The 25,039-nt window shown below is 65.1% G+C and carries 23 protein-coding genes; 11 read left to right on the top strand and 12 right to left on the bottom strand.

Annotated elements, in window-relative coordinates:
- Positions 1-3: 3 nt before the first annotated feature.
- Positions 4-744: an ABC transporter ATP-binding protein gene (locus ACFQ50_RS07695; RefSeq protein WP_377994933.1), complete on the bottom strand. Its 741-nt coding sequence runs from the start codon at positions 742-744 to the stop codon at positions 4-6.
- 43 nt (positions 745-787) lie between these two features.
- A complete protein-coding gene (locus ACFQ50_RS07690; RefSeq protein ID WP_377994932.1) occupies positions 788-1,909 on the bottom strand; it encodes an ABC transporter permease in 1,122 nt (373 codons plus the stop codon).
- Between the two features lie 178 nt (positions 1,910-2,087).
- Between ACFQ50_RS07690 and ACFQ50_RS07685 the strand changes: the two genes are divergently transcribed.
- Both ACFQ50_RS07685 and ACFQ50_RS07680 read left to right on the top strand, forming a co-directional pair.
- On the top strand, positions 2,088-3,362 hold the full coding sequence (locus ACFQ50_RS07685) for a sensor histidine kinase (RefSeq protein ID WP_377994931.1): 1,275 nt from the start codon (positions 2,088-2,090) through the stop codon (positions 3,360-3,362).
- Positions 3,359-4,018, top strand: a complete 660-nt coding sequence (locus ACFQ50_RS07680; protein ID WP_377994930.1) for a response regulator — start codon at positions 3,359-3,361, stop codon at positions 4,016-4,018. Before ACFQ50_RS07685 ends, ACFQ50_RS07680 begins: the two co-directional genes overlap by 4 nt.
- A gap of 42 nt (positions 4,019-4,060) precedes the next feature.
- On the opposite strand, the gene ACFQ50_RS07675 is transcribed toward ACFQ50_RS07680, so the two are convergent.
- Positions 4,061-4,384 carry a hypothetical protein gene (locus ACFQ50_RS07675; protein ID WP_377994929.1) on the bottom strand — a complete coding sequence of 108 codons (324 nt, stop codon included), beginning with the start codon at positions 4,382-4,384 and terminating at the stop codon, positions 4,061-4,063.
- 283 nt (positions 4,385-4,667) lie between these two features.
- On the opposite strand from ACFQ50_RS07675, the gene ACFQ50_RS07670 reads away from it, so the two are divergent.
- The 4 genes from ACFQ50_RS07670 (at position 4,668) to ACFQ50_RS07655 (ending at position 8,760) form a co-directional block, all read left to right on the top strand.
- A complete protein-coding gene (locus tag ACFQ50_RS07670) occupies positions 4,668-5,423 on the top strand; it encodes a protein NO VEIN domain-containing protein (protein ID WP_377994928.1) in 756 nt (251 codons plus the stop codon).
- Between the two features lie 267 nt (positions 5,424-5,690).
- Complete coding sequence (locus ACFQ50_RS07665; protein WP_377994927.1) at positions 5,691-6,476, top strand: hypothetical protein; 786 nt, start codon at positions 5,691-5,693, stop codon at positions 6,474-6,476.
- Positions 6,477-6,703: 227 nt separating this feature from the next.
- On the top strand, positions 6,704-8,218 hold the full coding sequence (locus tag ACFQ50_RS07660; protein WP_377994926.1) for an MFS transporter: 1,515 nt from the start codon (positions 6,704-6,706) through the stop codon (positions 8,216-8,218).
- Between the two features lie 110 nt (positions 8,219-8,328).
- Entirely contained in the window at positions 8,329-8,760 is a 432-nt protein-coding gene (locus ACFQ50_RS07655; protein WP_377994925.1) for an ester cyclase, read from the top strand.
- Positions 8,761-8,934: 174 nt separating this feature from the next.
- Here ACFQ50_RS07655 and ACFQ50_RS07650 read toward each other — a convergent pair whose 3' ends face one another.
- The 7 genes from ACFQ50_RS07650 to ACFQ50_RS07620 all read right to left on the bottom strand — a co-directional run bounded on the left by ACFQ50_RS07650 (position 8,935) and on the right by ACFQ50_RS07620 (position 18,184).
- Positions 8,935-9,507 (bottom strand): DUF2510 domain-containing protein, encoded by a 573-nt coding sequence (locus ACFQ50_RS07650; RefSeq protein WP_377994924.1) that lies wholly within the window; start codon positions 9,505-9,507, stop codon positions 8,935-8,937.
- Between the two features lie 341 nt (positions 9,508-9,848).
- Positions 9,849-10,406, bottom strand: a complete 558-nt coding sequence (locus tag ACFQ50_RS07645) for a hypothetical protein (protein WP_377994923.1) — start codon at positions 10,404-10,406, stop codon at positions 9,849-9,851.
- Positions 10,407-11,319: 913 nt separating this feature from the next.
- Positions 11,320-12,555 (bottom strand): MFS transporter, encoded by a 1,236-nt coding sequence (locus tag ACFQ50_RS07640; protein WP_377994922.1) that lies wholly within the window; start codon positions 12,553-12,555, stop codon positions 11,320-11,322.
- A gap of 244 nt (positions 12,556-12,799) precedes the next feature.
- Entirely contained in the window at positions 12,800-13,756 is a 957-nt protein-coding gene (locus ACFQ50_RS07635) for a lipid kinase (protein ID WP_377994921.1), read from the bottom strand.
- Between the two features lie 226 nt (positions 13,757-13,982).
- The gene (locus ACFQ50_RS07630) at positions 13,983-15,569 is read right to left on the bottom strand and encodes a PHP domain-containing protein (RefSeq protein WP_377994920.1); all 1,587 of its coding nucleotides are present in this window, start codon (positions 15,567-15,569) and stop codon (positions 13,983-13,985) included.
- A gap of 317 nt (positions 15,570-15,886) precedes the next feature.
- A complete protein-coding gene (locus tag ACFQ50_RS07625) occupies positions 15,887-17,560 on the bottom strand; it encodes a thiamine pyrophosphate-binding protein (protein ID WP_377994919.1) in 1,674 nt (557 codons plus the stop codon).
- 120 nt (positions 17,561-17,680) lie between these two features.
- Positions 17,681-18,184, bottom strand: coding sequence for an Lrp/AsnC family transcriptional regulator (locus ACFQ50_RS07620; protein ID WP_377994918.1), 504 nt, complete (start codon positions 18,182-18,184; stop codon positions 17,681-17,683).
- A gap of 93 nt (positions 18,185-18,277) precedes the next feature.
- Between ACFQ50_RS07620 and hisC the strand changes: the two genes are divergently transcribed.
- On the top strand, positions 18,278-19,387 hold the full coding sequence (gene hisC / locus ACFQ50_RS07615) for a histidinol-phosphate transaminase (RefSeq protein WP_377994917.1): 1,110 nt from the start codon (positions 18,278-18,280) through the stop codon (positions 19,385-19,387).
- A 42-nt stretch (positions 19,388-19,429) separates the two neighbouring features.
- Complete coding sequence (locus ACFQ50_RS07610; RefSeq protein ID WP_377994916.1) at positions 19,430-20,842, top strand: amino acid permease; 1,413 nt, start codon at positions 19,430-19,432, stop codon at positions 20,840-20,842.
- Positions 20,843-21,055: 213 nt separating this feature from the next.
- On the opposite strand, the gene ACFQ50_RS07605 is transcribed toward ACFQ50_RS07610, so the two are convergent.
- Positions 21,056-21,502 carry a hypothetical protein gene (locus ACFQ50_RS07605; protein ID WP_377994915.1) on the bottom strand — a complete coding sequence of 149 codons (447 nt, stop codon included), beginning with the start codon at positions 21,500-21,502 and terminating at the stop codon, positions 21,056-21,058.
- A 42-nt stretch (positions 21,503-21,544) separates the two neighbouring features.
- Here ACFQ50_RS07605 and ACFQ50_RS07600 point away from each other — a divergent pair, with 42 nt between their 5' ends.
- The 3 genes from ACFQ50_RS07600 to ACFQ50_RS07590 all read left to right on the top strand — a co-directional run bounded on the left by ACFQ50_RS07600 (position 21,545) and on the right by ACFQ50_RS07590 (position 23,920).
- Complete coding sequence (locus ACFQ50_RS07600) at positions 21,545-21,853, top strand: hypothetical protein (RefSeq protein WP_377994914.1); 309 nt, start codon at positions 21,545-21,547, stop codon at positions 21,851-21,853.
- 270 nt (positions 21,854-22,123) lie between these two features.
- On the top strand, positions 22,124-23,425 hold the full coding sequence (locus ACFQ50_RS07595) for a hypothetical protein (RefSeq protein WP_377994913.1): 1,302 nt from the start codon (positions 22,124-22,126) through the stop codon (positions 23,423-23,425).
- A gap of 96 nt (positions 23,426-23,521) precedes the next feature.
- Positions 23,522-23,920, top strand: a complete 399-nt coding sequence (locus ACFQ50_RS07590; protein WP_377994912.1) for a hypothetical protein — start codon at positions 23,522-23,524, stop codon at positions 23,918-23,920.
- 154 nt (positions 23,921-24,074) lie between these two features.
- On the opposite strand, the gene ACFQ50_RS07585 is transcribed toward ACFQ50_RS07590, so the two are convergent.
- Positions 24,075-24,956, bottom strand: a complete 882-nt coding sequence (locus ACFQ50_RS07585; RefSeq protein WP_377994911.1) for an RES family NAD+ phosphorylase — start codon at positions 24,954-24,956, stop codon at positions 24,075-24,077.
- Between the last annotated feature and the right edge of the window lie 83 nt (positions 24,957-25,039).

Here is a 25,039-nt window from a genome sequence, read left to right as displayed (position 1 = left end):
CTGTCACGCCGGCACCGGCGCACTGAGCCTGCCGTCCCGCATCGTGGCCACCGCGTCGGTGAGCGGCACGAACTCGGTGTCGTGGGTGACCATCACCGTCGCCACCCGGAATTCGTCCGTGACCCTGCGCAGCAGCCGGACGACCGATGCGCTGCGCTCGTGGTCCAGGGCCGCCGTCGGCTCATCCACCAGCAGCACGCCGGGATTGCCCATCAGGGCCCTCGCAATGTTCACCCGCTGGCGCTGGCCGCCGGACAGCTGGTGCGGGCGCTTGTCCGCGTCCGGGCCGAGCCCGACCAGGTCCAGCAGGTCCGCGGCCTTCCGGCGGGCGGCCCTGAGCGGCTTCCGGCGCAGATGGTCGCCGATGATGAGCTGTTCGGCGGCAGTCAGGGACGCGAGCAGGTTGGGCTGCTGGAAGATGATGCCCACCCTGTCGCGGCGCAGCGCGGTGAGCTCCCTGTCCGGCATCCCGGCAACGTCGGTGCCGCCGATGGCCACCAGGCCGGCCGTGGGGCGGGTCAGCGTGGCGGCAACGGCCAGCAGGCTCGACTTGCCGGAACCCGACGGCCCCACGAGCGAGACCATCTGCCCGGCCCGCACCGCCAGGCTGACGCCGTCGAGGGCTTTGACGGTGCCGCTGCCGTCGGGGTACTCGAGCGTGACATTGGCCAGATTCAGGGGGAGGGGATCGGAGGGGGAAGGTACGACGGCGGGGGCCGGGGAGGCGGGGGACGTGAAGGTCATGCTGTGGTTTCCTTTGTCGAGTGCTGGGGATGGGCGGGAGGTGTTAGTTGCCGCCGAGGGCGATCAGCGCGTCCACCCTGGTGACGCGCCGGACGGCCAGCGCGGCGCCGGCCAGGCCCAGGGCGATGATCCCGAGCACCGGGAGCAGCGTGGTGGCGGGCGTCAGCAGGAACGGCGCGGCCTTGGCGGCGGAGGAACCGCCCAGGATGCCGAGTGCGCCGCCGGTGCCGGCCCCGGCCAGCAGGACGATCGCCGCCTGCGTGAGGGCGTCGCGCAGGACGTAGGAGCCGGAGCCGCCCAGGGCCTTCAGCACCGCGACGTCGCGGGTGCGCTGCACGGTCCACACGGTGAGGAAGGCCACGATGACCAGCGCGGAGATGCCGTAGAGGAAGGCCTGCATCAGCAGCAGTGAGCCGTTCTCGCTCTTGAACGAAGCCAGGGCCTGGAAGGATCCGGTGCGGGACGCGGTAACGGTGCGGGCGGCGGTGTTGCCCGCGGACTCGTCCACGCGGGTGCCGTCCCGGTAAGTGACGGCGAGGACGGTGCCCAGCTGCCGCGGGTCGGTGATGTGGGCCAGCCGGGACCAGTCGGGAAGGGCGGTCCACACCACGCTGGTGTGGGAGTACCACTGGTCCTCCACCACGGCGCTGACGGTCAGGTCGGTGCCGCCGACGCTGGCCGTGTCGCCAACGGTGAGCGAGAGGTCCCTGGCCACGGTGCTGCCGATCACCACGGTGCCGGGCGCGGCGGCGGCCGGCGCCAGCCCGCCGTCGGCCGCCACGCCGAACACCGCAACGTTCGCGGTGCCGCCGGGAGCGGAGCCGGAACCGCCGGCCTGCAGGCGGGCCTGGCTGATTCCGACCGCCCCGGCGGCGTCCACGCCGGGGACGCGCTTCCACGCGTCGAGCTGCCCGGCGGTCACCGCACTCTCGGTGTAGGACGCCTTGGGCTCGCCGGCGCCGGGGGCGCCGAAGACGATGGTGTCCACCGGCCGGGATCCGCCGGTGCCGGTGCCCAGTTTGGCAATGGCCGACGTCGACTGGTCGCCGAGGCCGGCGGTCAGCCCGGAAAGCATGACCAGGAGCAGCGTAATCAGGGCGACAACGCCGCCCATCAGGGCGAAGCGGCCCTTGGCAAAGCGGATGTCGCGGAGGGCAAGAAACACAGGAACACTTCTTTCGGTTGGCGGAGGCAGCCGTGTGGAATGGCCGCTGCATCCACTCTCCGGTGTGGGCCTGCCGCCAACATGGGGGAGAAGGATGATTCGCGCGGGACGGGCGGTTGATTCCGGAGTCAACCGATCGGTTGATCCGGCCCGGAAATCCACGGCATATGCTGAAACAATGTCTGCTCCGCCGTCCGGGACCGCGATCCTGCTTTTCCTCAAGGTCACCCTCCATGTCGGCTTCGCCGTCCTGCTCGGGGTGGCCACCCTGGGGCTGCTGGCGGGCGGCGGTGTCAATGGCAGCCGCTACGGCTGGGCGGCGCTCGCGGCGGTGCTGGCGGGTGTTTACCTGGCCGGCACGCTGGTGGAGAAGCGCTTCGCCGCGGGCACGTCCGGCTTCGACCCGCGGCGGTACGCGGTGCTGTGGCTGGGAACCGTCACGGTGCTGTGGGTGATGCTGCTGGCCGGCAGCGCGGACTTCTCCTGGCTGGCGTTCCCGCTGTTCTTCCTGCACCTGCACGTCCTGCCGCGGCCCGTGGCCCTGGTGAACATCGCACTGCTGACGGCGGCGGTGATCGCCTCGCAGTGGGCGGCCAGCGGGCAGGCCGTTCCGCATGTCGCCTTGGTGCTGGGGCCGGTGGTGGGCGCGGCCTTCTCGGTGGTGACGGGCCTGGCGTACCGGGCGCTGTACCGGGATGCGGAGAACCAGCGCCGCGCGGCCGATGAGCTGCGCCGTACCCGCGCGGACCTGGCGAGGACCCAGCACGACGCCGGTGTGCTGGCCGAGCGGGAACGGCTCGCCCGGGAGATCCATGACACCCTCGCCCAGGGGCTGTCCAGCATCCTGCTGGTGGCCCGGGCTGCGGAGAAGTCACTGCGCGATGGAGATTCGGCCACCGCAGGGGAGCGGCTGGCGCTGGTGCAGCAGACCGCCGCGGAAAACCTGGCCGAGGCGCGGCATTTCGTTCGCGGCCTGGCCTCGCCGCAGCTGCAGGAATCGTCGCTGGTGGACGCGCTGCGCCGGCTCTGCGACGAAACCGGGGCGCTCGCCGCCGCCCGGGGTTCCGGGTTGCGGTGCCGGCTGGAGGTGGAGGGCGGGCCGGCTGAGCTGCCGCAGCCGTACACGGTGGCGCTGCTGCGGGCCGCGCAGGCGAGCCTGGCCAACGTGCGGGAGCACGCCGGCGCAGGAACGGCCGTGGTGACCCTGGCATTCCTGGGCAACGAGGTGACGCTGGACATTTTCGACGACGGCGTTGGCTTTGACCCGGCCGGTCTGGATCCCGTCGGCGTTGATCCTGCCGGTCCGCGGCCCGACGGACGCGGGTTCGGGCTGCGCTCGCTGCAGGATCGCGTGGCCGTGCTGGGCGGCTCACTGGATCTGGAGTCCGCGCCCGGCGAGGGAACAGTGGTGGCGGTCCGGCTGCCGCTCGACGGTTCGGAGAATCAGGCGTGACAGAGGACATCCAGGTGCTGCTGGTGGACGACCACCCCGTGGTGTGTGCGGGCCTGCGGGCGATGCTCACGGAGTTCGACGGGATCTCCGTGGCGGCCGAAGCGGCGCACGGGGAGGCGGCGCTGCAGGAGCTGGCCCGGCTGAACGCCCACGGCGGGCGGGTGGACGTGGTGCTGATGGACCTGCAGATGGGCGCCGGCATGGACGGCGTGACGGCGACATCAAGGATCCGGCTGCTGGACAACGCGCCGCCGGTGCTCATCCTGACCACCTACGACACCGACGCCGACATCCTCGCGGCCGTCGAGGCCGGCGCCAGCGGCTACATGCTTAAGGACGCGCCGCCGGAGCAGATCAGGCAGGCGGTGCTCGCTGCCGCGGCCGGGCAGACGGCGCTCGCCCCGAGGGTGGCCGCGCTGCTCATGGGACGGATCAGCAGCCCTGCCCCCGCGCTCACGCCGCGGGAGGTGCAGCTGCTGGAGCGGCTGGCCACGGGCCTGTCCAACCGGGCCATCGCCAAGGAGATGTTCATTTCCGAGGCCACGGTGAAGACCCATCTGGTGCACATCTACGAGAAACTCGGCGTGGACAACCGCACGGCAGCCATCGCCGTGGCCACGGAACGGCGGATCATCCGCGGGCTGGGTTCGCGGTGACCGATTAGCCGCCGGAAGGGAGGCCGCAACCGTCCGGCGCGGCTACTGGGCAGAGCGCCGGTTGCGGGCCAGCCGTGCCAGCCGGACGAAGGCCAAGATGAACACTGCCTCGATCAGCACCATCAGCCCGAGCATTAGCCAGTGCCCCTGGGCGATGAACACTATCGCGCCGGTGAGGACCAGCACAGTGCCAAGGGCCAGGGCGTACACGGCGAACCCGAGAGCCACCTTTGCACTGCGCACGCCGGTGCGGAACCCAAAACCCTGCGGCAGTCCGCCCGGCAATCCCTGGACACGGTCAGGCCCGGCGGGTGGGAGCCTGTCGAACTCCTGCCACAGATCCTTGTCGTGATCCCGATCGGTCATGCTTCCATTATCCCGCGCCATGCGTGGCTCAGGCTCCCAGGGAGGAAGCTCGACTGACTTCCACCGCGGGAAACCTCCCTTGAGCTCATCGCGAGGCGAGCGTCGTCCGCAAGCTCATGCCCGGCGTCGTCCGCGTACACAGAGTAAAGAGCCGCGGCAGTCCGCGACGATTAAGCCCTCAGCCAATGCTCTTTCATCGGGCAGCCTCAAAGTTTGCTGTGAGCCAAGCCGACACAACCACCACCGTGGGCGACGAATGGCATGGCTCATCGATACTCAACTCATGGTCATCAACATCAAGCTCAGTAACCGAACGATCGCAGAGGGCGACGATCCACTTGGACGTGATTGGTACGGTTACGACAGTGCTGCAACACCCGAGGAGCTCTGGGCGCACAACCGGGGCGACTACTTCCTAAACCCGAAAAGTATCGCCGGTCAGCGCTGGGCAGCGCTCAACTATGAAGGTCACGTCGTGCTGGTCGCGGAACTCCACGATCCGGATTACGAGGTCCTGGAAGTAAAGACAGGGAGGCCAAAGAAGGCTCTCATCGGACATGTCCTGGCTGAGGGACATCCAATATACAAAGCCCTGGTCGGAACGCAGATCGAATACCCACGCGGCAGCAGGAACGCAATTCTGTATGGCCCGGACCCTGAGACTGCTGAGGCGTCGCGCCTGGACCTACCTGAGGAGCAGGATCAGCCCGTTGCACGAGGCCAAGGGCTGCAGATGGACTCTGAGGTGCGTAAGGCACTTGAAGACGCCGCACAGGATCGCTTGATGTGTCACTATCGGGACCGCGGCTGGACTGTCACAGATACCCGTTGGAATCGTCCCTACGATGCCCACGCGGACAGAGGTGGCGAGCGGATCTATCTTGAGGCGAAAGGCACTCAGAGCAGGGGTGAATCGGTGATCGTGACGCGGAATGAGGTCGACCATGCCCGACAGCATCCCGGGCTGTGCTGGATGGGGGGGGTGGTCCGGAATGCAATTCACGGACGGAATGGTGGATCATGGCGCGGGATCCTTTAGGGTTCTTGCCTTCGATCCAGACAACATCGGTCATCTCCGTCCTCGAGACTTCGACTGGACACTTCCCGACGACGTGACATGACGACGGCGGCCTGGTCACCTTCCCCGGCACCCCGGCTGTGTCATTGCTTACATTGCCCGGAAAGTTCAGGAAACTCCCGGCTATCCATGTCAATTTAACGTTGCACTGCCGATGGGCCGGATACCCATGCGGCGGGCATGTGACCTATCGACGCAGACCTGGCTGCACGGACAAAGCTGGAACAGATGATCAAAACTGGCAAGAACAACACTGAAGTGCCCGCCGGCAAGGGCGGCCAAACCGGGAACAGCCTCGGCCTGAGCGCCATCCAGGTCATCGCTGGCGGTGCCGCCGCCGCGGTGGCCGCTGTCATCGGAGGTCACCTCGGCCTCGCGGGAACCGTGGTCGGTGCGTTCGTCCTCAGCGTCATCTCGGCAGTTGCACTGCCGCTATTCCGCGCCTCGCTGGAAAAGAGCCACGAGCAGATCATGCGCGTTCTGCCCCGACGCGCCACGGATACAGGCCGGACAACGGGCCCACAGATCCACATGGAAACCGCCAGGGGACGGAAGACCGGGATGGCCATCGCCGGAACAGCCATCATGTTCCTCCTTGGGGTGGGATCGATTCTTGGCATCCAGTCAGCCACCGGTCTTGCGCTTTCGAGCGGCACCAGCACTCTCCAGTCCGGCATCTTCCACGTCGTCTCGAGCGCCAAGGACACCAACGTCGCCCCCGCCACGAAGCCGACTCCGAGCGCCCCCGTCGTGGAGCCCGCCACCGTGCCGACAGATTCGACGACAGACCCGGCCACCGACCCCGCTCAGCAACCGACGCCGGCACCCACGGAAACGGACGATCCCGCACCAAGTGCGGAAACCACGGCGCCGGCAACTTCCGACTCTCCGGAGCCGTCAAGCCCCGCTGATCCCACCGGCGGAGCATCGGACGCAGGCAGCGGCGCGGGCGGAACCGGCAGCCAGACCCAGCCGAGCGCCGGGCTATCCGACGGCGCCGCGCCTGCCAAGTAGGTTCCGGCGTTACCGGGGCAAGAGACTGTCCCCGTCAACCCGCTTGGGCGAGGGATAGGGCCCGGGGCGGTTGACGGCGGCTGCCCGGATACCTGCAGAGGTTGCGGTTTTTCGTTGTTGCGTCAGTTGGCCGGTGGGAAGATGGTCGGAGAGTTGGGCACTGATTGGGGGTGCCGGCCGAACGGCGGCGCGTGCCCGGTCCGAAAGACAGGAACGGTGACCGAGCCATGACAGAGCCCCATCTGCAGCAGCGCCGGCTGCGCGTGTCCGACGTCAACGTCGTCAACCACCGCACGCTGCGGAAAGCGCTCGGCGGGACCATCGTGGGCAACACGATGGAGTGGTACGACGTCGGCGTGTTCGGCTACCTGATCACCACCATGGGCCCGGTGTTCCTGCCCGAAGCGGACAGGGCAGTGCAGAATCTGTTTCTGCTGGGAACCTTCGGCGCCACGTTCATCGCCCGTCCCCTGGGCGGCATCTTCTTCGGCTGGCTCGGCGACAAGATCGGCCGCCAGAAGGTCCTGGCCATGACTCTTTTGATCATGGCCGCGGCGACGTTCGTCGTCGGCCTGCTTCCCGGCTACGCGGTGCTGGGGATCTGGGCGGCAGTGCTGCTGGTGATCACCAAGCTGATCCAGGGCTTTTCCACCGGCGGTGAGTACTCCGGTGCCACCACGTTCGTGTGCGAGCACGCGCCGGACCACCGCCGCGGGTTCTTCGTCAGCTTCCTGGACATGGGCAGTTACCTCGGCTTCGCGCTGGGTGCCGGGATGGTGTCCGCCCTTCAGCTGATCCTGGGCCAAGGACAGATGGAGGCGTGGGGCTGGCGCATCCCGTTCCTCATCGCCGGTCCGCTCGGCGCCGTCGCCATCTACTTCCGCATGAAGATCGAGGAATCGCCCGCCTTCAAGGCCACCCAGGAGGCCGAGGCTGTGGCCGCCGCCCACCACGAGACCGGAGATGAACTCCGTCCCGTCGGCCCGGTCGGGATCTTCAAGGACCACTGGCGCCACATCGTGCTGGCCATGATCCTCGTGGCCGCCGGCAACACCGTGGGCTATGCCCTCACGTCCTACATGCCGACGTACTTGACCACCAACAAGGGGTACGACGAGATCCACGGGACGCTGCTCACCGTTCCGGTGTTGGTGGTCATGTCCCTCTGTATCCCGCTGACGGGCCGCCTCTCGGACAGGATCGGCCGCCGCCCGGTGCTTTGGATTGGGGCAGTCAGCACGGTGGTGCTTGCGCTCCCCGCGTTCCTGCTGATCGCCGTCGGAACCGTTCCCGCCACGCTCGCCGGCCTGGCGATGATCGCGTTTCCGGTGGCGTTCTTCGTTGCCATTCTCGCGTCGGCGCTGCCGGCTCTGTTCCCCACGGCGCACCGCTACTCCGCGATGGGCATCGCCTACAACTTCGCCGTGGCGATCTTCGGCGGCACCGCCCCGTTCATCATCGCCGCGCTCATCCAGGCGACCGGTAACGACCTGATGCCGGCGTTTTACCTCATGGGGACGTCGGCCATTGCCGCGGTTGCCATCTACTTCCTGCCGGAATCCGCGAAGCGGCACCTCCCCGGTTCCATGCCCAGCGTGGATTCCGAAGCGGCCGCCCGCGAGCTGGTGGCGACGCAGGACCACAACCCGCTGCTGGAGATGGACACGCTCCCGTTCGACAGCAGCTACGAGGCCGCACAGGCTGCGCACGGGGAACGTCCCAACAGGCCGACGGTGATGTGAACAGGGTCGGGTGACCCGTCCCCAATTCGGCCTTAGCAACTGGGCGTTGACTATGGCCCGCGTCGGCCTACGATGAGGCGCATCAGGACATTTCAAGGAGGAGATGTGTGATGTCACGCGCTGAAGTAGAGCAGCTCGACGACCGCGGAATGGCGGCCTGGGACCAGCACGACACGGCGGCGTTCGCCGGCCTGCTGGCCGATGATTTCACCTTTGAGGACGTGATGGCCCCTGCACCCTTCCGCACCCGGGAAGAGGTCCAGGCTTACATGAACGCATGGTTCGAGGCGTTCCCGGACATGCACGCCAGGACCACTCGAAGGGTGGTCAGCGACGACGAGGTGGCGGCGGAGATCGAATTCACCGGCACCAACACCGGGCCGCTGCACATGGGAGACAAGGAAATCCCGCCCACGGGTAAGTCGGTGGTGGGGTCCGGGACGTACTTCGCCTCCGTCAGGGACGGAAAGATCGTCTCCTTCCGCGCCCACCCGGACGTTGCCTCCATGATGGGGCAGCTGGGGCTGATGCCCGGGATGTGAGCCGGGAAGGAAGGATTTGAGCATAAAAGGAGGCCGGCATGCCGGCCTCCTACTTCGAGTGCGCGCTCGGCTCGGACGAGCCGTATTCAATAGGAACCTTGCGAACACGATGGGGTCGCCGTTCGTTGCATCGACCCCATCGTTTTCAGGCGTGCATGCCTGGGCGGGCAGAAATCAGCTGCCGAGGTGCCAGGAGTAACTGGCTTCGTTCCAGTTGGCTGTCGCGGAAAAGCGGTAGCCGGACTCTGAGCCATCTGCTTCGGTTTTGTTGACGGCAATGCATTCGAAGGTACCCGTGATTGCAGTCAGATCGTCTGTGGACCCTCCGCCCAGCGGCGTGCAAGATGCGCGTTTAATGGGTCCGTCGAGGACACCCTTGTCGACGCGGGACTTTGCGTCCTTCAGAACGGACTCCTCCAGCGCTGCGACAATAGCAGTTCGCTTCGCTCGCTCGGCAGAGTCAGCTTCTTCTTTTGCAGCCGCGGATGCCGAGGCAGCTGCCGAGGCTCGGGCTTCCTCGGCCTCGCGTTCCTTCTGAGCGTCTGCTGCTGCGGCCGCAGCAGCCTTTTCTGCACTCACCTGATCGTTGTGCTGAATGCTAAGCGCGATCGCGAATCCAGCGATGACAACAATCAGAACTCCGACAGCAATGAGAACTATTCGCTTGCTAAATTTCGGGAACTTGCGCCCGCCAGCATAGCTAGCACCGCAATGGGGGCAGAAGCTGCCAGCGGTCTGCGTTTGCACGCTGCATTTAGGGCAAACCTTCGTCGGGGGTTCCTGGAGCTCAACGGACTCCGCCGCCCGGTCCGGAACGGGGAGGGCAGTCGTGCCGGCAGGGGGCTCGGGCTGGTTATCCTGGGCTGCGATCGTTTCCGTTGGCGCGTCAGCGCGTGTGGGATTACTCAAAAGGGGTACTCCTTGCCAATATTTCGTGATCCCCGACGCCAAGCAGTGGCCACGCGGTGGCCACAGATTCACGCCGGGCTGGGCGACGGCCTGCGCATCGAGGGGGGACGAGACAGTCAGACGTGAAAGGGCTGGTACCGGCTGACAGTTCAGCGCCCGGTACCAGCCCTATCGCAGATCTACTTCTGCCAGGTGTTTCCTGAACAGGAAGCGTGGGCACCGGTGCCCTTGCCCGTGTTCTTTCCTGCGCTCTTGCCGTCGATCAGGATCTCGCAGGTCACGGCGGCGGAAGCGTCACTGAAGCTGCCGGTGACCGAGATGCTCGTGATGTTGAATTCCTTCGACGTGATGGACTTCTTCCATCCGGCCGTGATGTCTTCCGTGGAGGTTCCGCCCGGCGTCCAGTACGAAACGCTGGCCGGACCTGACGTAGTGACGACGTACTGGACGGTGTGCTCGGCATTGATGCTTTCGTCAATGGACTTTGCGGCAGCGCTGACGCCCGCAGTCACTATTCCGGCGACGATCAGGCTGACGACGCCAAGGATGAATCCAGCGATTGCCATTCCCTTTTTCCGATTCCTAAGGCAGAACGCAATGATGCCGAGAATGATGGCGACCGGACCAAGGAAGAAAGCGATCATTCCTACGAGAGGAATGATGCTGAATACTGCGGCGACGATACCCACGACGAGGGCCGCCACGCCGACGCCGTTCTTGCGCTTTTCCTCTACCATCCGGACGCGGTGTATCGGCTGCTCAGGCAATGCTGAATATGCTGTGTCATTCTTGATGTCGGACATATTTTCCCCTTTTTCTGATGCTGTTCAGACCCTCGCGGGCCGGTATTTGTGTTGCCCTCCACAATGACCAGCTGGCGGGCGACGGATTGCAGGACTTCCGGAGCATGCGCCTCACATTGATGTGAGAACTACAACCGCGTTCTCCACAGGCCGTTCTGAGGCCCGACTGTCGGTGCGAGTGACAGACCAGTACGCAGCTAGGCATTCATGCCCGGTACGATGGCGGGAATGGTGGCGGTTGTCGGAGCGACACTTCGCTAGACGCTGCCGTCATAGCTGTAGCTGTTACCGCGTGTATGACCCTTGGTGGCGCAGCGCCTGCTGGCGGCGTACCTCCTCCGCCACAGCCGCGAGAGCCAAGCATAAGGAGCCCCGAAGTTCAGAGTTTCACTCACCCGATTAAATCCCCCATGGAAAAGATCACCCTTTATGAACCCAGTAGGGGATGCTCAAGGCGACCGAGCTTTACCGTGCCGTTCATGCGTTTTGACCGTGACAGTACTGCCATGGCCGAACCCGGCAAAACTATTCTCCACTAGCCAAAACTCAAGATCCTGCTTCTTTAGCGAATGCTGCGGAAACCTTGATCAAAACCTGAGCGATCGGCCAGATGACGCATTATCGACGAAAAAACGATAGTGAACTCCGCGGAGTAGAATTCGGAGGGCTGTTATTTCGGGGCCGAGGTTAATGCGCAAGACCTGCGGTCTTTGTGCGTCCCGAGGAGATCAAAGCATGGCGAATTCTCCATCGGCGCTGTTGTCCGAACGCTAAAACCACAGGTGCAGGTCCAAATCTCCGCGGTGTCCACAAACCCGCTGCAGGGAACCAGCATGCCGGGCCCTAGTCAGTGCTGGAGCGCCGGCTCCGCGGCTTCCGGCTCGGACCAGCCGCGCTCCTTGCGGCCGGCCGGGTAGGCGTGCCGCTTGCCGGCCAGCGCGATGACAAAGGCGACGACGACCGGCACCGCAGCGGCAACCGGCACCACGAGCGGGCCGGCCAGAACCAGGGCGGCGGAGCCGTAAAGCGCGCCGATGGTGATGCCCAGCTGGATGGTCAGGACGGTGAGGCCGTTCGCGGCATCCCGGTAGTCGCCCCCGGCGCGGAGGATGGCGGCCTGGTTGTAGATGCCGATCGCGCCCAGGCCGGCGCCCCATACGGTCATGAGGACCATGGCTCCGGGAATGGTGCCGCCGCCCAGCGGGAGGAGGAGCATCGCGACGGCGATGGCCGCCGTCGTGATCAGCAGCGAACGGCGGGGCCGGGAGTCCACGGTGACGCCGGCGATCCAGATGCCGATGAGGCCGGAGGCGCCGAGGACGGTGAGGGAGAGGCTGATGGCGTAGTCGGGCAGGCCGGCTTCGCGGATGAACGGCGCGATGTAGGTGAAGAGTGCAAAGTGGGCCAGGACCAGCAAAGGCCAGGCGACGGCCACGGATTTCACGCCGGGCTGGGCGATGGCCTTGCGCATGGAGGGGCGAACGGCGTCGGGGATCCGGCGGACCTGGGGCAGCAGCCAGAGAGCCAGCCCGGTCAGGAGCAGGCCGAAGCCGGCCAGGAAGAGGAAGGCCGCGCGCCAGCCCAGGAGTGTGCCGAGGGCCGTGCCGACCGGAGCGCCTATGGCCATGCCCAGGCTGTTGCCGCTGAAGACGATGGCTAGGGCCTTGCCCACCTTGTCGGCCGGGACCACCCGGGAGACGAACGGTGCCATGGTGGTCCAGAGCAGGCCGTGGGCCAGGCCGCCGACGAGCCGGGCGCCCATGGCCGCGGCGAAGTTGGGGGCGAGGCCGACGAGCACGTTGCTCAGCGCGAAGGTCAGGACGAGTGAGACGAGCAGGGTCTTCCGCGGGACCCTTGCCAGCAGCCGTGCGGCCGGGATCACGGTAACCACGATGACGGCGGCATAGGCGGCGGCGAGGTAGCCGGCCACAGGCTCGGACACGTCGAGACCCTCGCTGATCTGGGGCAGCAGGCCGGACGTCAGGAGCTCGGTGGTGATGGCCATGAAGCCGGTGGTGGCCAGGACCAGCATCGCGGCGAGCGGGAAGCGTTTGGGCGCAGGCAGGGGCAGGGCGGAAGACATGGGGGAGCGGATCCGTTCAAAGGGGTGGGTAGGAGGACGGCGCCTATGCCAGAGTCCTTCGTCAAAGTTACCCGATATATTCACCGTGCGGCAGGCCCTCTCAGACCCTGTTTCAGTTGAACATCCAGGCTGGATATTTCTTTCCCGAGTCAGAGCTCCTGCGGCTCACGAGACCGGCCACGAGCTCCGCTCTGTCGGCCCGGTGGGGATTTCCGGGGCCACTGGCGCAGCATCGTGCTGGCTTTCAACTGGACGGCCGGTTCGCGGCGCCAGGTCCGTCGAACAATGCGCTGGTGCTGCTCTGGGGCACCACCACGTGGACGGCGTTGCGCTGGACAGTGAAATCGGCCGGCGTGGTGGCCGCGATCTCGCCGTCGAGGTTCACCGGCAGCGGCGGCTCCGTGACCAGCCGGACATGCCGGCTGGTCAGGTGGTACACCCGGTCGTGTTCGATGAAGCTTCCATCCTTGAGCAACCGCGCGATATTCACGTGTTCCCGGAGCGGGCCGGCCAGAATGGCATAGATGTCAAGGATGTGGTCATCGATCCCTGCGGTGGGGGACACCGTGTTGCCGCCGCCGTAGTGCCGGCCGTTGCCGACGGCCACCTGAAGCAGGTCTTCCAGCTCCAGCGGCTCGTGGTCCCCGCCCGGGAACTCGAGGCGGGCCCGGAACGGCCTGTGCCGGGCATAAGCCCGAAGCGTGGCGATGCTGTACGCCAATGGCCCGATGTACCGCTTCAGGCGGGGGCTCAGAGCCTCCGTCACAGCCACCGACAGGCCCACGGACGCGACATTGAGGAATGGCTCACCGTCAGCCCGGCCGAGGTCGATGTCCACCACCTTCCCGTCCGCGACGGTGGCGCACGCCTCGGCAAGGTTGTTCGGTATCTCCAGCGTGCGGGCGAAGTCGTTGGCGGTGCCCAGCGGAAGAACGCCGAGCACAACGTTGGTGCCGGCAACGCGGCCGGCAGCGTAGGACACGGTCCCGTCGCCGCCGCCCACAACCACCAGGTCGTGCCCGTCCGCAAGCACCCGGTCAAGCGTCCCGGCCAGCTCGCCCCCGGTCAGCACGGGGTGCACGGCGGAGACGGGCACGCCTGCTTTTCGCATGGTGTCCACCGCGAGTTCGTGTGCCGTCCCTCGGCGTGATCCGGCATTGATCACCACGGCGGCAGAGCGGGCGTCCCGGGCAGCATTCATGGTGGACATGCTAGGCGGTGGACCTGTGAATTCCTCTAGGCGGCCGGAGGTACATCAAGGGCACTAACGCGGCTACCCCGGCGTCGGGGTCGTGGTCCTCAAGCCACTTGGCTATCCGACGGTTCGCTTGTCGATGAACGCAAGGGCCATCTCGACGGTCTTCCGCGACGACTTGGCGCCCTCAGCGCCTTATCCCCGCAGCGCCGGCAGGGATAAGGCGTTGAGGTTAGTTGCTGACCTCCACGAAGATAGGGTTGGTGTAGAACCACAGGTCTTGCCACGGATCTGCGTTCCCGATCTCATCCATGGCAGGGCCGGCCGGGTCGATATCTGCGCCGAGGAAGCCTGGCTGGGACTTCTTCCCGTCCGTACCGCGAAGGCGGATGTAGTAGTGCCCGGCCGGTGTGTCGATTTCCTGCGTCCAGGTCAAAATTCCGCTCCGCAGCGTCAGATCCTTGGTCGGTAGCTGGGTGATGACGCGCGTATCGGGTGCCTGCACGGTGTCGGCGTCGGTGACCGGACCGGTCACGGTGCCGAGGATGACGTCAACCCGGGCCAGTTCAGGAATAAATCCTGCGAAGTTTGGTTTGGATGCCGGGGCGATGGAGACGGTAAGCGTAACTTTCCTGCCGCGCTTCGTCGCAAGCTTTCCGCCGAGGGTAACCGACTTTGCCTGGTCCGATACGGTCACATCGATGGAATCGATCAGGCAGCCGTGGTCCACCCAGACACGGCCCTCACGGAGTCCCTGCATCACTGATGTGTGACTGACTTTCTCGGCGCCGACATGCGTGCGGCTGTAATAGCCGGGCCAGAAGTCGTTTTCTGTGAGGTCCACCGTGCCGCTGTAGACCGGGTCGTCGGTGCGGCCCTTGGCGTCGAAGTTGCTTCCGGGCCCGCGCGTAGTGGTGTCCAGATAGACGTTGTGGCTGTCCGAGGTTGCGGTGATGGAAAACAACTTTCCTTCCGCGAGCAGGCTGTCCCACACCCCGCCGACGGTGGCTGTCATCCAGTCGAACCCACCCCACGTGCGGTACGACTCGGCAGGGTAGCCCTTGAAGGAGAAGGTGCCGGGTGCGCCGTCGTAAAGGCCGCGTGCACGATCACCGGCGTGTGGGGCGGGCAGTCCGCCGGCCTGGTGCCCGGGAGCACCCTCCATTCCGATGACCACGTCCGGTGCTGCCTGGATCCATGCCCGGATCTCATGTGGTGAGTCGATGCCCTGCCGCGAAGGGTGGTTTGGAATCATGAGAATGTCCTCCACCGTGCCTTTGGCGCGGGCGTCGGCCATGAAACGGATCCCGTCCAGCGCCAGGGCTTCGTTGGCGGCTGTTCCGTCACGCGTGCCCTTTACTCGGGCATCCCAGCGCGATTCGACTTCCTTGAGGACCGCGACGTCGTCACGGCCCGGCGCCACGAAGACTGTGGCGTGCTCGGCCCCGGGGATGTTCCACTCGAGGCCATGGTAGATCAGAATCGAATCCCCAAACTCCCTACGCACCTCATCAATGAGAGGCACAATCTGGTCGGTGCTGAGCTGGGAGTGGGCCACATTGCCGTGGTCGGTGAGGACAAGCCAGTCGACGCCGTTTCGGATGGCCTGACGTACATGGTCCACCACGCGGTACTTACCGTCGTTGCTGAAAAGGGTATGTACGTGATGGTCCCCGTTCAGCCAGAAGTACTGGCCCTTTTTCGTGCGTTGGGAACCTTCAGCGAGGGCTTGGGCCGGAGTGACCGCTGCAAGCGAAGCGCCGAGTCCTAGGACCGAACCTGTCTTCAATATTCCGCGGCGGGACATACCTTTTGTCATGAGAGCCTTTACTGCAATATTTCGGAGAAGGAAACGGCTCGACGGCTGGCACCAGGGAACCGCCCCTTCATCTTGCTCAAGCAGTCAACACACGGGACATGAACAGTTGGGCAGCGACACTTGTCCGGACAGTGAACGGGTTCTTACTCATGGGGGTGTCACCTCCAGTGCCAGCGAGTTCGTGAACGCGGCCAGGGACTCCTCGGCCGGCCAGGCGGACTACGAGGCCCACACGAAGAAGACCCCGGTCCCGTCCTCGAGATACAGGGCGAAGTCCATGGCCTGCTCCGCTAGAAAGCCCGACGGCGGCACGAGGGTTAACCCGCCACCGCCGCGTTCGCCTCCTGCTTAGCCTGCATCCACTCGCTTAGCCACGGGGCCCGCACGCTCGACGTGATCCGGCAGTCGGCCACGAAGGTTCCCTTCGCGCCGGCGTCGATCCAGTCCGTGAGCGCGGAAAGGTCCGCCAGTGAACGGATGATCGCCGACTCGGCACCGAGCGCACGGGCGATGCCGCTGAAGTCCACCTCGGGGATCAGCATCGGCTTTTCGGTCAGGCCCTGGGAGCCGTACTGGTGGATTTCGGCGCCGTAGGCGGCGTCGTTGTAGATCACGACGACGGCGCTGGCCGCCGCCCCGATCAGCGATTCCAGGTCGGACAGGCCCATCAGGAAACCGCCGTCGCCGGCGGCCAGCACCAGGGTGCGGCCGTCCTCCACCGCGCGGGCCGCCCCGACGGCGCCGGCAAGGCCCAGCCCGATGGCCTGGTAGGCGGTCCCCACCATGACCAGGTCCTGGGGCCTCGGGATGTTCCAGTACATGGGTGCCCAGCCGATAAAGTGCCCGCCGTCCTGAACCACGGTGCGGCGCTCCGGCAGCACCGCATCCAGTGCCGTGGCAAGGGCGCGCGGGTCCAGCCGGCCGTCCGGCGTCTCCGCTGAGCCTGCCGCGTGGCCCGGCCCCTCGGCCAGACGCCGACGGGCTTCCGCGCGCCAGCCGTCTGTGGGGCTGGCGTCCGGCGAGGCCGGGCCGTCCAGCATTCCCCGGAGGTGCCCCGCAGCTGACTTCACGTCCGCGCTGACGAACGTATCCACCCGGGGGTGCGTCGGCTGCAGGGCGGTGTCGATCTGGATGACGGTGCTGTCCGGACCGAGCAGGTGCCCGAACCGCATGGTGAAGGGGCTCAGGCTTGCCCCGGCCACCAGGACCACATCGGCCTCACCCATAAGCCCGGCCGCGGTGTCGGTGCCGAAACCGCCGGCGACGCCCAAGTACCCCTCGCCTTTGAGGAGGTTGAGCGCCAGGGCGGTTCCGGCGGTCAGTGCGCCGAGGCGGTCGGCGAGTTCCCGGAGCTCCGGGCCGGCTCCGGCGAGATGCGCACCGCGGCCGGCGAGGATCAGCGGCCGTTTCGCCCCGGCGAGGAGGCGGGCTACCTGCCCAAGACCGCCGTCGACGTCGTCCGTCACCTTTGGTGCGTGCGGCGCCGGCCGTTCCTCGTCCCCGGCCTCGAGTGCCGCGAGGTCGTAGGGAATGGCAATCACGACGGCGGTGCGCTTGGTCAGCGCGTACTCCACCGCCTGCTGCGTGATGGAGCCGGCGGCGTCGCGGGTGACGGTGAAGGTGGCCGCGCCAAGTGCTGCGGCGATGGCTGCCTGGTCCACGTCCTGGGGCCGGGCGCCGCTGGAGGGAGCGTCTCCGGTGACCAGCACCACGGGGATCTGGGCCTGGACCGACTCGGCGAGGGCGGTGAGTGCGTTGGTGTAGCCGGGGCCGTAGGTGGTGGTGCCCGCGGCGAGGCGTCCGGACGTCCGGTAGTAGGCGTCGGCCGCGGCGATGGCGGCGCCTTCGTGGCGGACGGGGGAGAAGCGGAGGCCCAGCTGTTCCGCGGCGTCCAGGAAGTAGACGTTTCCGTTGCCCATGACGCCGAAGACGTCGCTGAGGTAGCTGCTGAGAACCTGCGCCACGCGGCCTGAGACGGTAAGTGAAGTCATGCAGGAATCCTGCGGGCTGGGTCATAGATAGGCAAGAGGGTCGAGCTTGGTTGGGATTATTGGCAGGAGCAGGTAGGTACAAGTGAAAATATGCCCACTTGTGTCCTGCGTTACCAGCGCTTAGGTGGAAGGGCGGGACTCCTGCTCCGACAGCCGGCTCAGGAGGCCGTCGTAGCGGGGCGGCATGAGTTCAACCACGGAAATCGCCGTGCTGGTCCGCTGGATTCCGTCGATTGCCAGGATCTCGTTGGTGATGCGGTACAGGTCGGCCGTGCTGCGTGCCACTACCTTGGCCATCAGGTCCGCGTCCCCGGTGGTGGCGTGCACCTCGATGACCTCCGGGATCGCCGCGAGCCCGTTCTCCACGGAACCCGCCCGGGTCTGGCTGATGGCCAGTGATAGGAAGGCCATCAGGTCATAGCCAAGCGCGGCGGGGTCCAGCCTGCGGCTGAAGGAGCGCAGGGCGCCGCTGCGCTCAAGCCGTGCCAGCCGGGCGTGGACGGTATTCCGTGCGACGCCGAGCGTCCGGGAGAGTGCCAGGGCGCTGGCCTCGGGGTCCTTGTCGAGGGCCAGGATGATCCTGCCGTCGAGGGAATCCAGGGTGCGCGAGCTCTGGATGGTCATATTTTCACCACAGTTACTAGAAGTTGAGCAGAAGTCCCAATGGCTTGAGGGTATCTTGCATTGTGGGGCGGGTCACAATCATGATCGTTCCTCATGACCCGTGATCAGCTCCTGACCGCACCGGACTCCGCGCTTCCCGCCCTTCGTGGCGCCGTGGCCGGACTCCCGCCTTACGTCCCGGGCCGGCGCAGCGCCGGTACGGACATTGCAGCCCTCGCCAGCAACGAAAGCCACTACGAGCCGCTGCCCGCTGCCGCCGCCGCGGTGGCCGCAGCGGCCGGTACCATGAACCGCTACCCGGACAGTGCCGCCGTCGAACTCCGCGAACGGCTTGCCCGCCACCTCGGCGTCACGGCCGGAGAAGTGGCGGTGGGACCCGGCAGCGTCGGCGTCCTCCAGCAGATCATCACCGGCCTGTGCGACGCCGGGGATGAAGTGATCTTCGCATGGCGCTCCTTCGAGGCCTACCCCATCCTGGTTGAACTTGCAGGCGCCCGGACGGTCCGCATCCCGCTGGACAGCGCTGAGGGCCACGACCTCGACGCCATGGCCGCGGCCGTCACCGCCCGCACCAAGGTCATCCTGCTCTGCACCCCCAACAATCCCACCGGCGTGCCGATCAGCCACGACCGGATCGAGGCCTTCCTGCAGTCCGTCCGCTCCGACATCCTCGTGGTGATCGACGAGGCCTACGTGGAATACGCCGAAGCGGGCAGCGGCCCCGATTCCCTGGCGCTCTACCGCCGGTTCCCGAACGTCTGCATCCTGCGCACCTTCTCGAAGGCGTACGGGCTCGCCGGCCTGCGCGTCGGATACGCCATTACGACGGCGGCAATCGCCGAGGGATTGCGCCGCACCGCCCTGCCGTTCGCCGTAAGCGCGCTGGCGCAGAAGGCGGCCATCGCGTCGCTGGACGCGGGGGAGGAGATGGAAGCCCGGGTGGCCGCCGTCAAGCTGGAGCGCGTACGGATGGCCGCGCAGCTGGAAGCCCAGGGCTGGAAACTTCAGGCGAGCCAGGGCAACTTCCTGTGGATCCGCGCGGACCAACATTTGCTCGCGAGGCTGGTGGCCGCGTTCGACGCCGCCGGTATCCTGGTCCGCGCGTACCAGGGCGACGGGGTGCGGATCACCGTTGCCGATCCCTCCTCCAACGACCGCGTGCTCCGGCTTCTGGAAGCCCACGCGGCCCCGACAATCGACTGACCTGAAACCCAATCCGTTCCACCTACAACCAGAGGACTCCCCATGGAACAACAGACAAAGACGTCTGGCCGCGCACTGGGCGCGGCACTCAAACCCCGCCAGCTCACCATGATGGGGCTCGGTAGCGCCATCGGCGCGGGCCTGTTCATCGGCTCCGGCGCCGGCATCCAGGCTGCCGGCCCGGCCGTGCTGATCTCCTACCTCGTGGCCGGCACCCTCATCATCCTGGTGATGTGGGCCCTCGGCGAGATGGCCGCCGCCAATCCGGACAGCGGTGCCTTCTCGGTCTATACCGCCAAGGCCTACGGCCCGGTGGCCGGTGCCACGGTGGGGTGGCTCTGGTGGCTACAGCTCGTGGTGGTCATCGCCGCGGAAGCGCTCGGTGCGGCAGGCCTGCTGGCCACCATCTTCCCGGCCCTGCCGGTGTGGCTGATAGCGTTCGTGTTCATTGTGGTGCTCACCGCGGTGAACCTCACCAGCGTGAAGAACTTCGGCGAGTTCGAGTTCTGGTTTGCCCTGCTCAAGGTGGCAGCAATCGTCGGATTCCTCCTGGTGGGCGCCGCCCTGCTCTTCGGCTGGCTGCCGGGCGTCCAGTCGCCGGGCCTGTCCAACTTGACCGGTGCCGGCTTCGCACCCGGCGGTTTCGCGGGGATCGCCACGGCGCTGTTCGTGGTGGCCTTCGCGTTCGGCGGCACCGAGATTGTGTCCGTGGCAGCAGCTGAGACCGCCGAACCGGCCCGCAGCGTGAAGAAGGCAGTCCGGACCGTGCTGTGGCGCATCCTGGTCTTCTACATCGGCGCGATCTTCGTCATCGCGGCGGTGGTTCCCGTCGGTTCGGCGGGGTTGAAGAGCCCGTTCGCCGCGGTGCTGGATGCGGCCGGCATGCCCGGTGCGGCCACCGCCATCACCCTGGTGGCCGTCGCGGCATTGCTCTCCGCGCTCAACGCCAACCTCTACGGTGCCTCCCGGATGGCGTACTCCCTCGCGGAGCGGGGTGAAGCACCACGCCTGCTCGCTTCCGTGTCCAAGGCACGAGTTCCGGTGGTCGCAGTCCTGGCCAGCGTAGCCTTCGGCGTTGTCACGGTTGTGCTCGAGCTGGCCTTCCCGGAGAAGGTCCTTCCGGTCCTGCTCAACGTCGTGGGCTCGACGTGCCTGCTGGTGTGGACGTCCGCGCTCCTGGCCCAGCTCGCGCTGCGCCTCCGCGCCGACCGTGAGAGAACGGAGCTTCCCCTGCGGATGCCCGGCTTCCCGTGGCTCACGGGCATGGGTCTGGTCATCCTCGCGGCGATCTTCACGGTGGGATTCATCGGCGAGGATTCCCGTCCGCAGCTCCTGAGCACGTTTGCGCTCGTGGCGCTTCTGGCGGTGGGGTGCTGGGTGCACCACCGGAACGGGAAGGCTCTGCCCGGCGTCGGAGCTTCGGAGAGTGACAAGCAGCCGGTGCTTATCGACTGAAAGGCGCGCTGGGAACTACTTCGAGGGTTCAAGCGCAAGAAGGGCGCGTCCGGCTTTGGCCGGGCGCGCCCTCGCCAGCTACGCCCCGCTACACAGTTCAGGACATGTTTCGTTCCCCCGGACTTTGGGGATGAAGTAGAGGTCCAGCTACTACTGAAACTCTGATTTGTAGGTGTATTCGCGGAGGTAATAGCAGTCTGACGTGGAGCGCACTTACAGGGTCTTTGGTGACCTCACGTCAAAGGACAGGAAGATATGGCCGCCGTTCACGTGCGCCAGTTCGAGCTGATCAACGCCGTTAGTGAAGTGGTTATCGCCAGGCTTCCAACCCTCGGCCGTCATGTGCGTGAGGATGTCATCCAGAAGTTGAGTCCGGTCCACCGCGTCCTCGAGTTCGATCCACCTCATCTCACTGGACTGCCATTCCCCGTCATGACTGTTGTCCTTGGGACGCGCACAGCTGGCCAGCTCATCAGGATTATCCGAAGCCTGGACGGATGCTTCGGGAAACATCGCTTGGATTTCATCCAGGGCCGAGCTGATCATCGGCTTGACCTCCCTCAGCGTTTCGCTCTGGTCGGTACGGTGTACAGGCACGCAGGAAATCAAAGCTGGCGCCAAGACCAATGCGCAGAGTGCTGCAACCGGGCCGCTTTTCATGTGTCCCTCTCAGAGGCCATACGGCCTGATTGCTTCAACCGTATGGACGACGCCGTCGCGGTCCTTGCAATGCATTGGGGCCTTGTTCTTCAGATCGCTCTTGCTCGGCATCGGGCACTTGAGGCGGTTCCTGTCATCATCGGTAAAGATGATGTTTTTGTTGATGAGCGATCCGGTCGTTTCAGTGATCTCCACTCAGTAGGTCAATTCCACTTCCTCGTCTGCCTGTTTCACAAATGGAAGCAGCAGAACGGTGAGCAGGGCAATCACAACCGGACCGCACAGCTAGCTTATCCATCGCTGAAGCGGAGAGAGGCTGCTCTTTGCCCGTGGTGTTGTGGAACTGTCTGACATGTCTAGAACCTTATCGTCCTATGCATAGATCGTCGCCCGACTGACGTTTAGTTCCAATGCCACACTTTGACCGTGCGTATTTGGGCTCCACTAGAGCCACTCCTGCGCAGAAGGGGGAGACACTTGGTCGAGGAGTTTGAACGCGCCGCGACCTGCCAAGCCAGGATCCATGAATAGAATCACCAGAGATTCAGGTGCCACCGGCGGTTTCGCACCTATCAGCCGCATTCACACCTCCTGGAGAGGTGCAACCCCGAGGAGTAAGCGATGACCGATATTGAAAGCATCACGTTGGAAGCTGAGCTCGTCGGAGAGGACGCAACGCGCGACATTGCGAAGGCGGTTAGCGCTCGTCACACCATTGCTCGCAAGTACGTCATGAGGCTCCGCCGGCGCCATCCGGATGCGACGCCCGCTGAGGTGATCCAGATGTTGGAGCGTCACTACGCAACCTCGATCACCACTGCTGGTGCTCTCATCAGCGCCGGTGCGATCGCAGCTGATATTGGTATCGCGATGATCCCCGGAGTCGGGGCGGCAGCAGCCGGTATGAAGAGTGCGGGGCAACAGGCGGCCAAGAAGACTGGCAAGGAAGCCGTCAAATTTGCCGCAAAGAGCGCTGCGAAACAGGCAGCGAAGAACATGGCGATGGGCACTGCAAAGAACGGTGCACAGCGCGTTGCTGCTCTCCTTCCCGCAGGCGATGAACAGCTGCAGTTCGAGATCACGGCGGTGTTTGCTCTCGCTATTGCCGATATTCACGGAATGGATCTCGACAAAGACCAGGCCCTCGCCCTTGTCTATGGACTCTCGAATGAACGAGTGAGCCAGAAACAAATCGCGGCGATGGCCACTGACCTATCGAGCGCGTCGGCTGAAGGTGCCGTCGGTGTCGGCACTATGGTCGCTGCCGGCCGCACCGATTGGTCACACTGGGCGAACACGCTTGCGGAGACCCTCCCTGGAGGCGCTGCGCAGAGTTTGGTTCGGACCATGGAGACCGGTCAGTTGGAGACCGTGCGCCAAAATTTGAGCGGAAAGCAGCAGGCAACGATTGAATACGGAGTCGGCGCCTTGGCGGGAGGTGTCACGCGTTTCGTGTTCGGTCGCGAAGTCGTGACCGCCGCCCGGGCTGCGTTCGCTGAAGCCCCAGACATGTTCCCCGAACATCTTGCCATTCCTGCCGAACCTGAGGCAGAGGACGGCGACGCCGACCAGAACCGAGCTCTTGCAGCCATGGAAGATGCAGCGAAGATGACGGGAAACTGGATTGCTGGCACCGCGAGCACAGTCGGAGGCGGCGTCGCAACGGGCGCCGTGGCAGTGGGTGCCGGGGTGGCCACCGCAGCCGACACGGTATCGCGCGTGTTCCGGAGCGTGGACATCGATGGGGACGGGATTCCGGATGAGCCCCAGGCCCTGACCGCGGTAAAGGGAGTCGGTGGCGCCATCGTCGGTACGGCGGGCTCGGTCGGAGGGAGCGTCGCAGGGCTGTTCAAACGGAAGAAGCGTGGCGAACAGACGGCGGACGGGTCTGAGACCGGCGACGAGGAAGTGGTCGAAAAGTAACCCTGCACAGCAGGGGGTGGTCAGCGGCGACGTGGTGGAGTTCCACTTCAACGGCTGAATGCTGTGTGTTGCCGCCCAAGCTAGCTCCTACAGTTTTTGTGGCGGCGCCGCGGCGCCGCGTACTCGTTCCTCGGGTTCGACGCCGTCACCACCCTCACCGAGGAGACCATCGAACCGCGCGAGAACATGCCCCGCGCCATCATGCTCATTGCCCTTATCCTCGGCGGCATCTTCGCGACCGTGTCCTACGTGACCCAGCTGGTCCACCCCGGCGGCGTGTTCGAGGACTCCGCCTCCGCGGCCAGCTCCATCGCCCTGCAGCTCGGCGGGCAGCTGTTCGGGGCCGTGTTCCTCGGCTGGTGGTGGCCCAGTTCGCCTCGGGCATCGCCGAGCAGGCTAGCGCCTCCCGCCTGCTCTACGCGATGGACCCTGACTCCGTCCTGCCCAAAGCGGTCATCGGCCGGCTCAGCGCGAAGGTCCACACCCCAGTGGTGAACCTAATTCTCACCGGCATCGTCGGGCTTATCGCAATCTTCCTGGACGTCGCCACGTTTGCGGTGGCGTCTATGTGGTGGAAGGGTTGATGTGAAACAGGGGAGACGAGGGTGCTTAACCAGGCATCCTCAAAGAAAAAGGCTGTGAGCATATCTCATGACAGATCTGTAAATTGGTATGTCGCCCCAGTCACTTCTACGGCCTTAACGGGGGGCTTTATTACTATATGTTCGTCCGCGAACAAGACCAGGTTTTCTCCCCGAGGGTTCAGTGAACTTCCATACCGAATTCCTGTAATACCGAGCGACTTTACAAAATCGCAGAGGTACTGCGTGGGCACATAGTCAATCTTGTTATCAGTGCCCCGAATTGGTTTTGAGAGCTCTGTGCCAAGTCTTCGCAGATACTTCCAGGAAGCTAAGCGATCGATTCCACCCTGCTCAATCTTGAACGGATTCTCCGACTTGAGAGATGCCAAGTTTAAACAGTCTATATCTTTTGTTGTCTTGAAGATCGCCACTGAAACATAGTTATGTTGGAGAGCCCGCGATTCAATAATGCTTGTATCGCGGTCAAAAGCAGCATAAAAGTGGGGGATACCTAGGGAATTAGCGCGACCTGGAGTAGCAAGGTGCGCAGGCGGTTTTCCCATAACTTCGGGTGACAGTGGACTAGATGACGGGCCAACTCGAGCCCGGAAGAGGCTGGCGCCTGCTGCGATAGTGCGAACATTGTCGCGGACTACCTGCTCCAAATAGTCCTTTTTTATTTGTAGGGCCGGGAAGAATCTGTTGTCATCTACCAGCTGGCGCGCAAAAAGGTCCCAATCGTGTATGTGATCCTCCGCATTTTCGCTCTGTATAGCTGTAACCTTGGCAGCGCTCAGCAACTCGTGTCCACCCGGAAACATTGACATCATGAATCGCTTGTTGATTTCGGGGTCGCGGTGGGGAGGGAATATTTGCCAATCATCCTGGAGTCTGAGATGAAGCGGAAGCCCGGCGCCCGTGGTGCTGTCAGTCTCGTAGAGATCCATCACCCTGAGAAAATGTTCTGTCCACTCCGTCGTAGTCCAAACCTCTTGGCCGTGCAGATCACAAAAATCGCAAGTTCCAATCT

The organism is Arthrobacter sp. NPDC056493 (assembly GCF_042795115.1).
GTDB lineage: Bacteria > Actinomycetota > Actinomycetes > Actinomycetales > Micrococcaceae > Arthrobacter.
The sequence above is the reverse complement of the archived record's forward strand: the minus strand, read 5'-3'. Positions and strand labels throughout refer to the sequence as shown.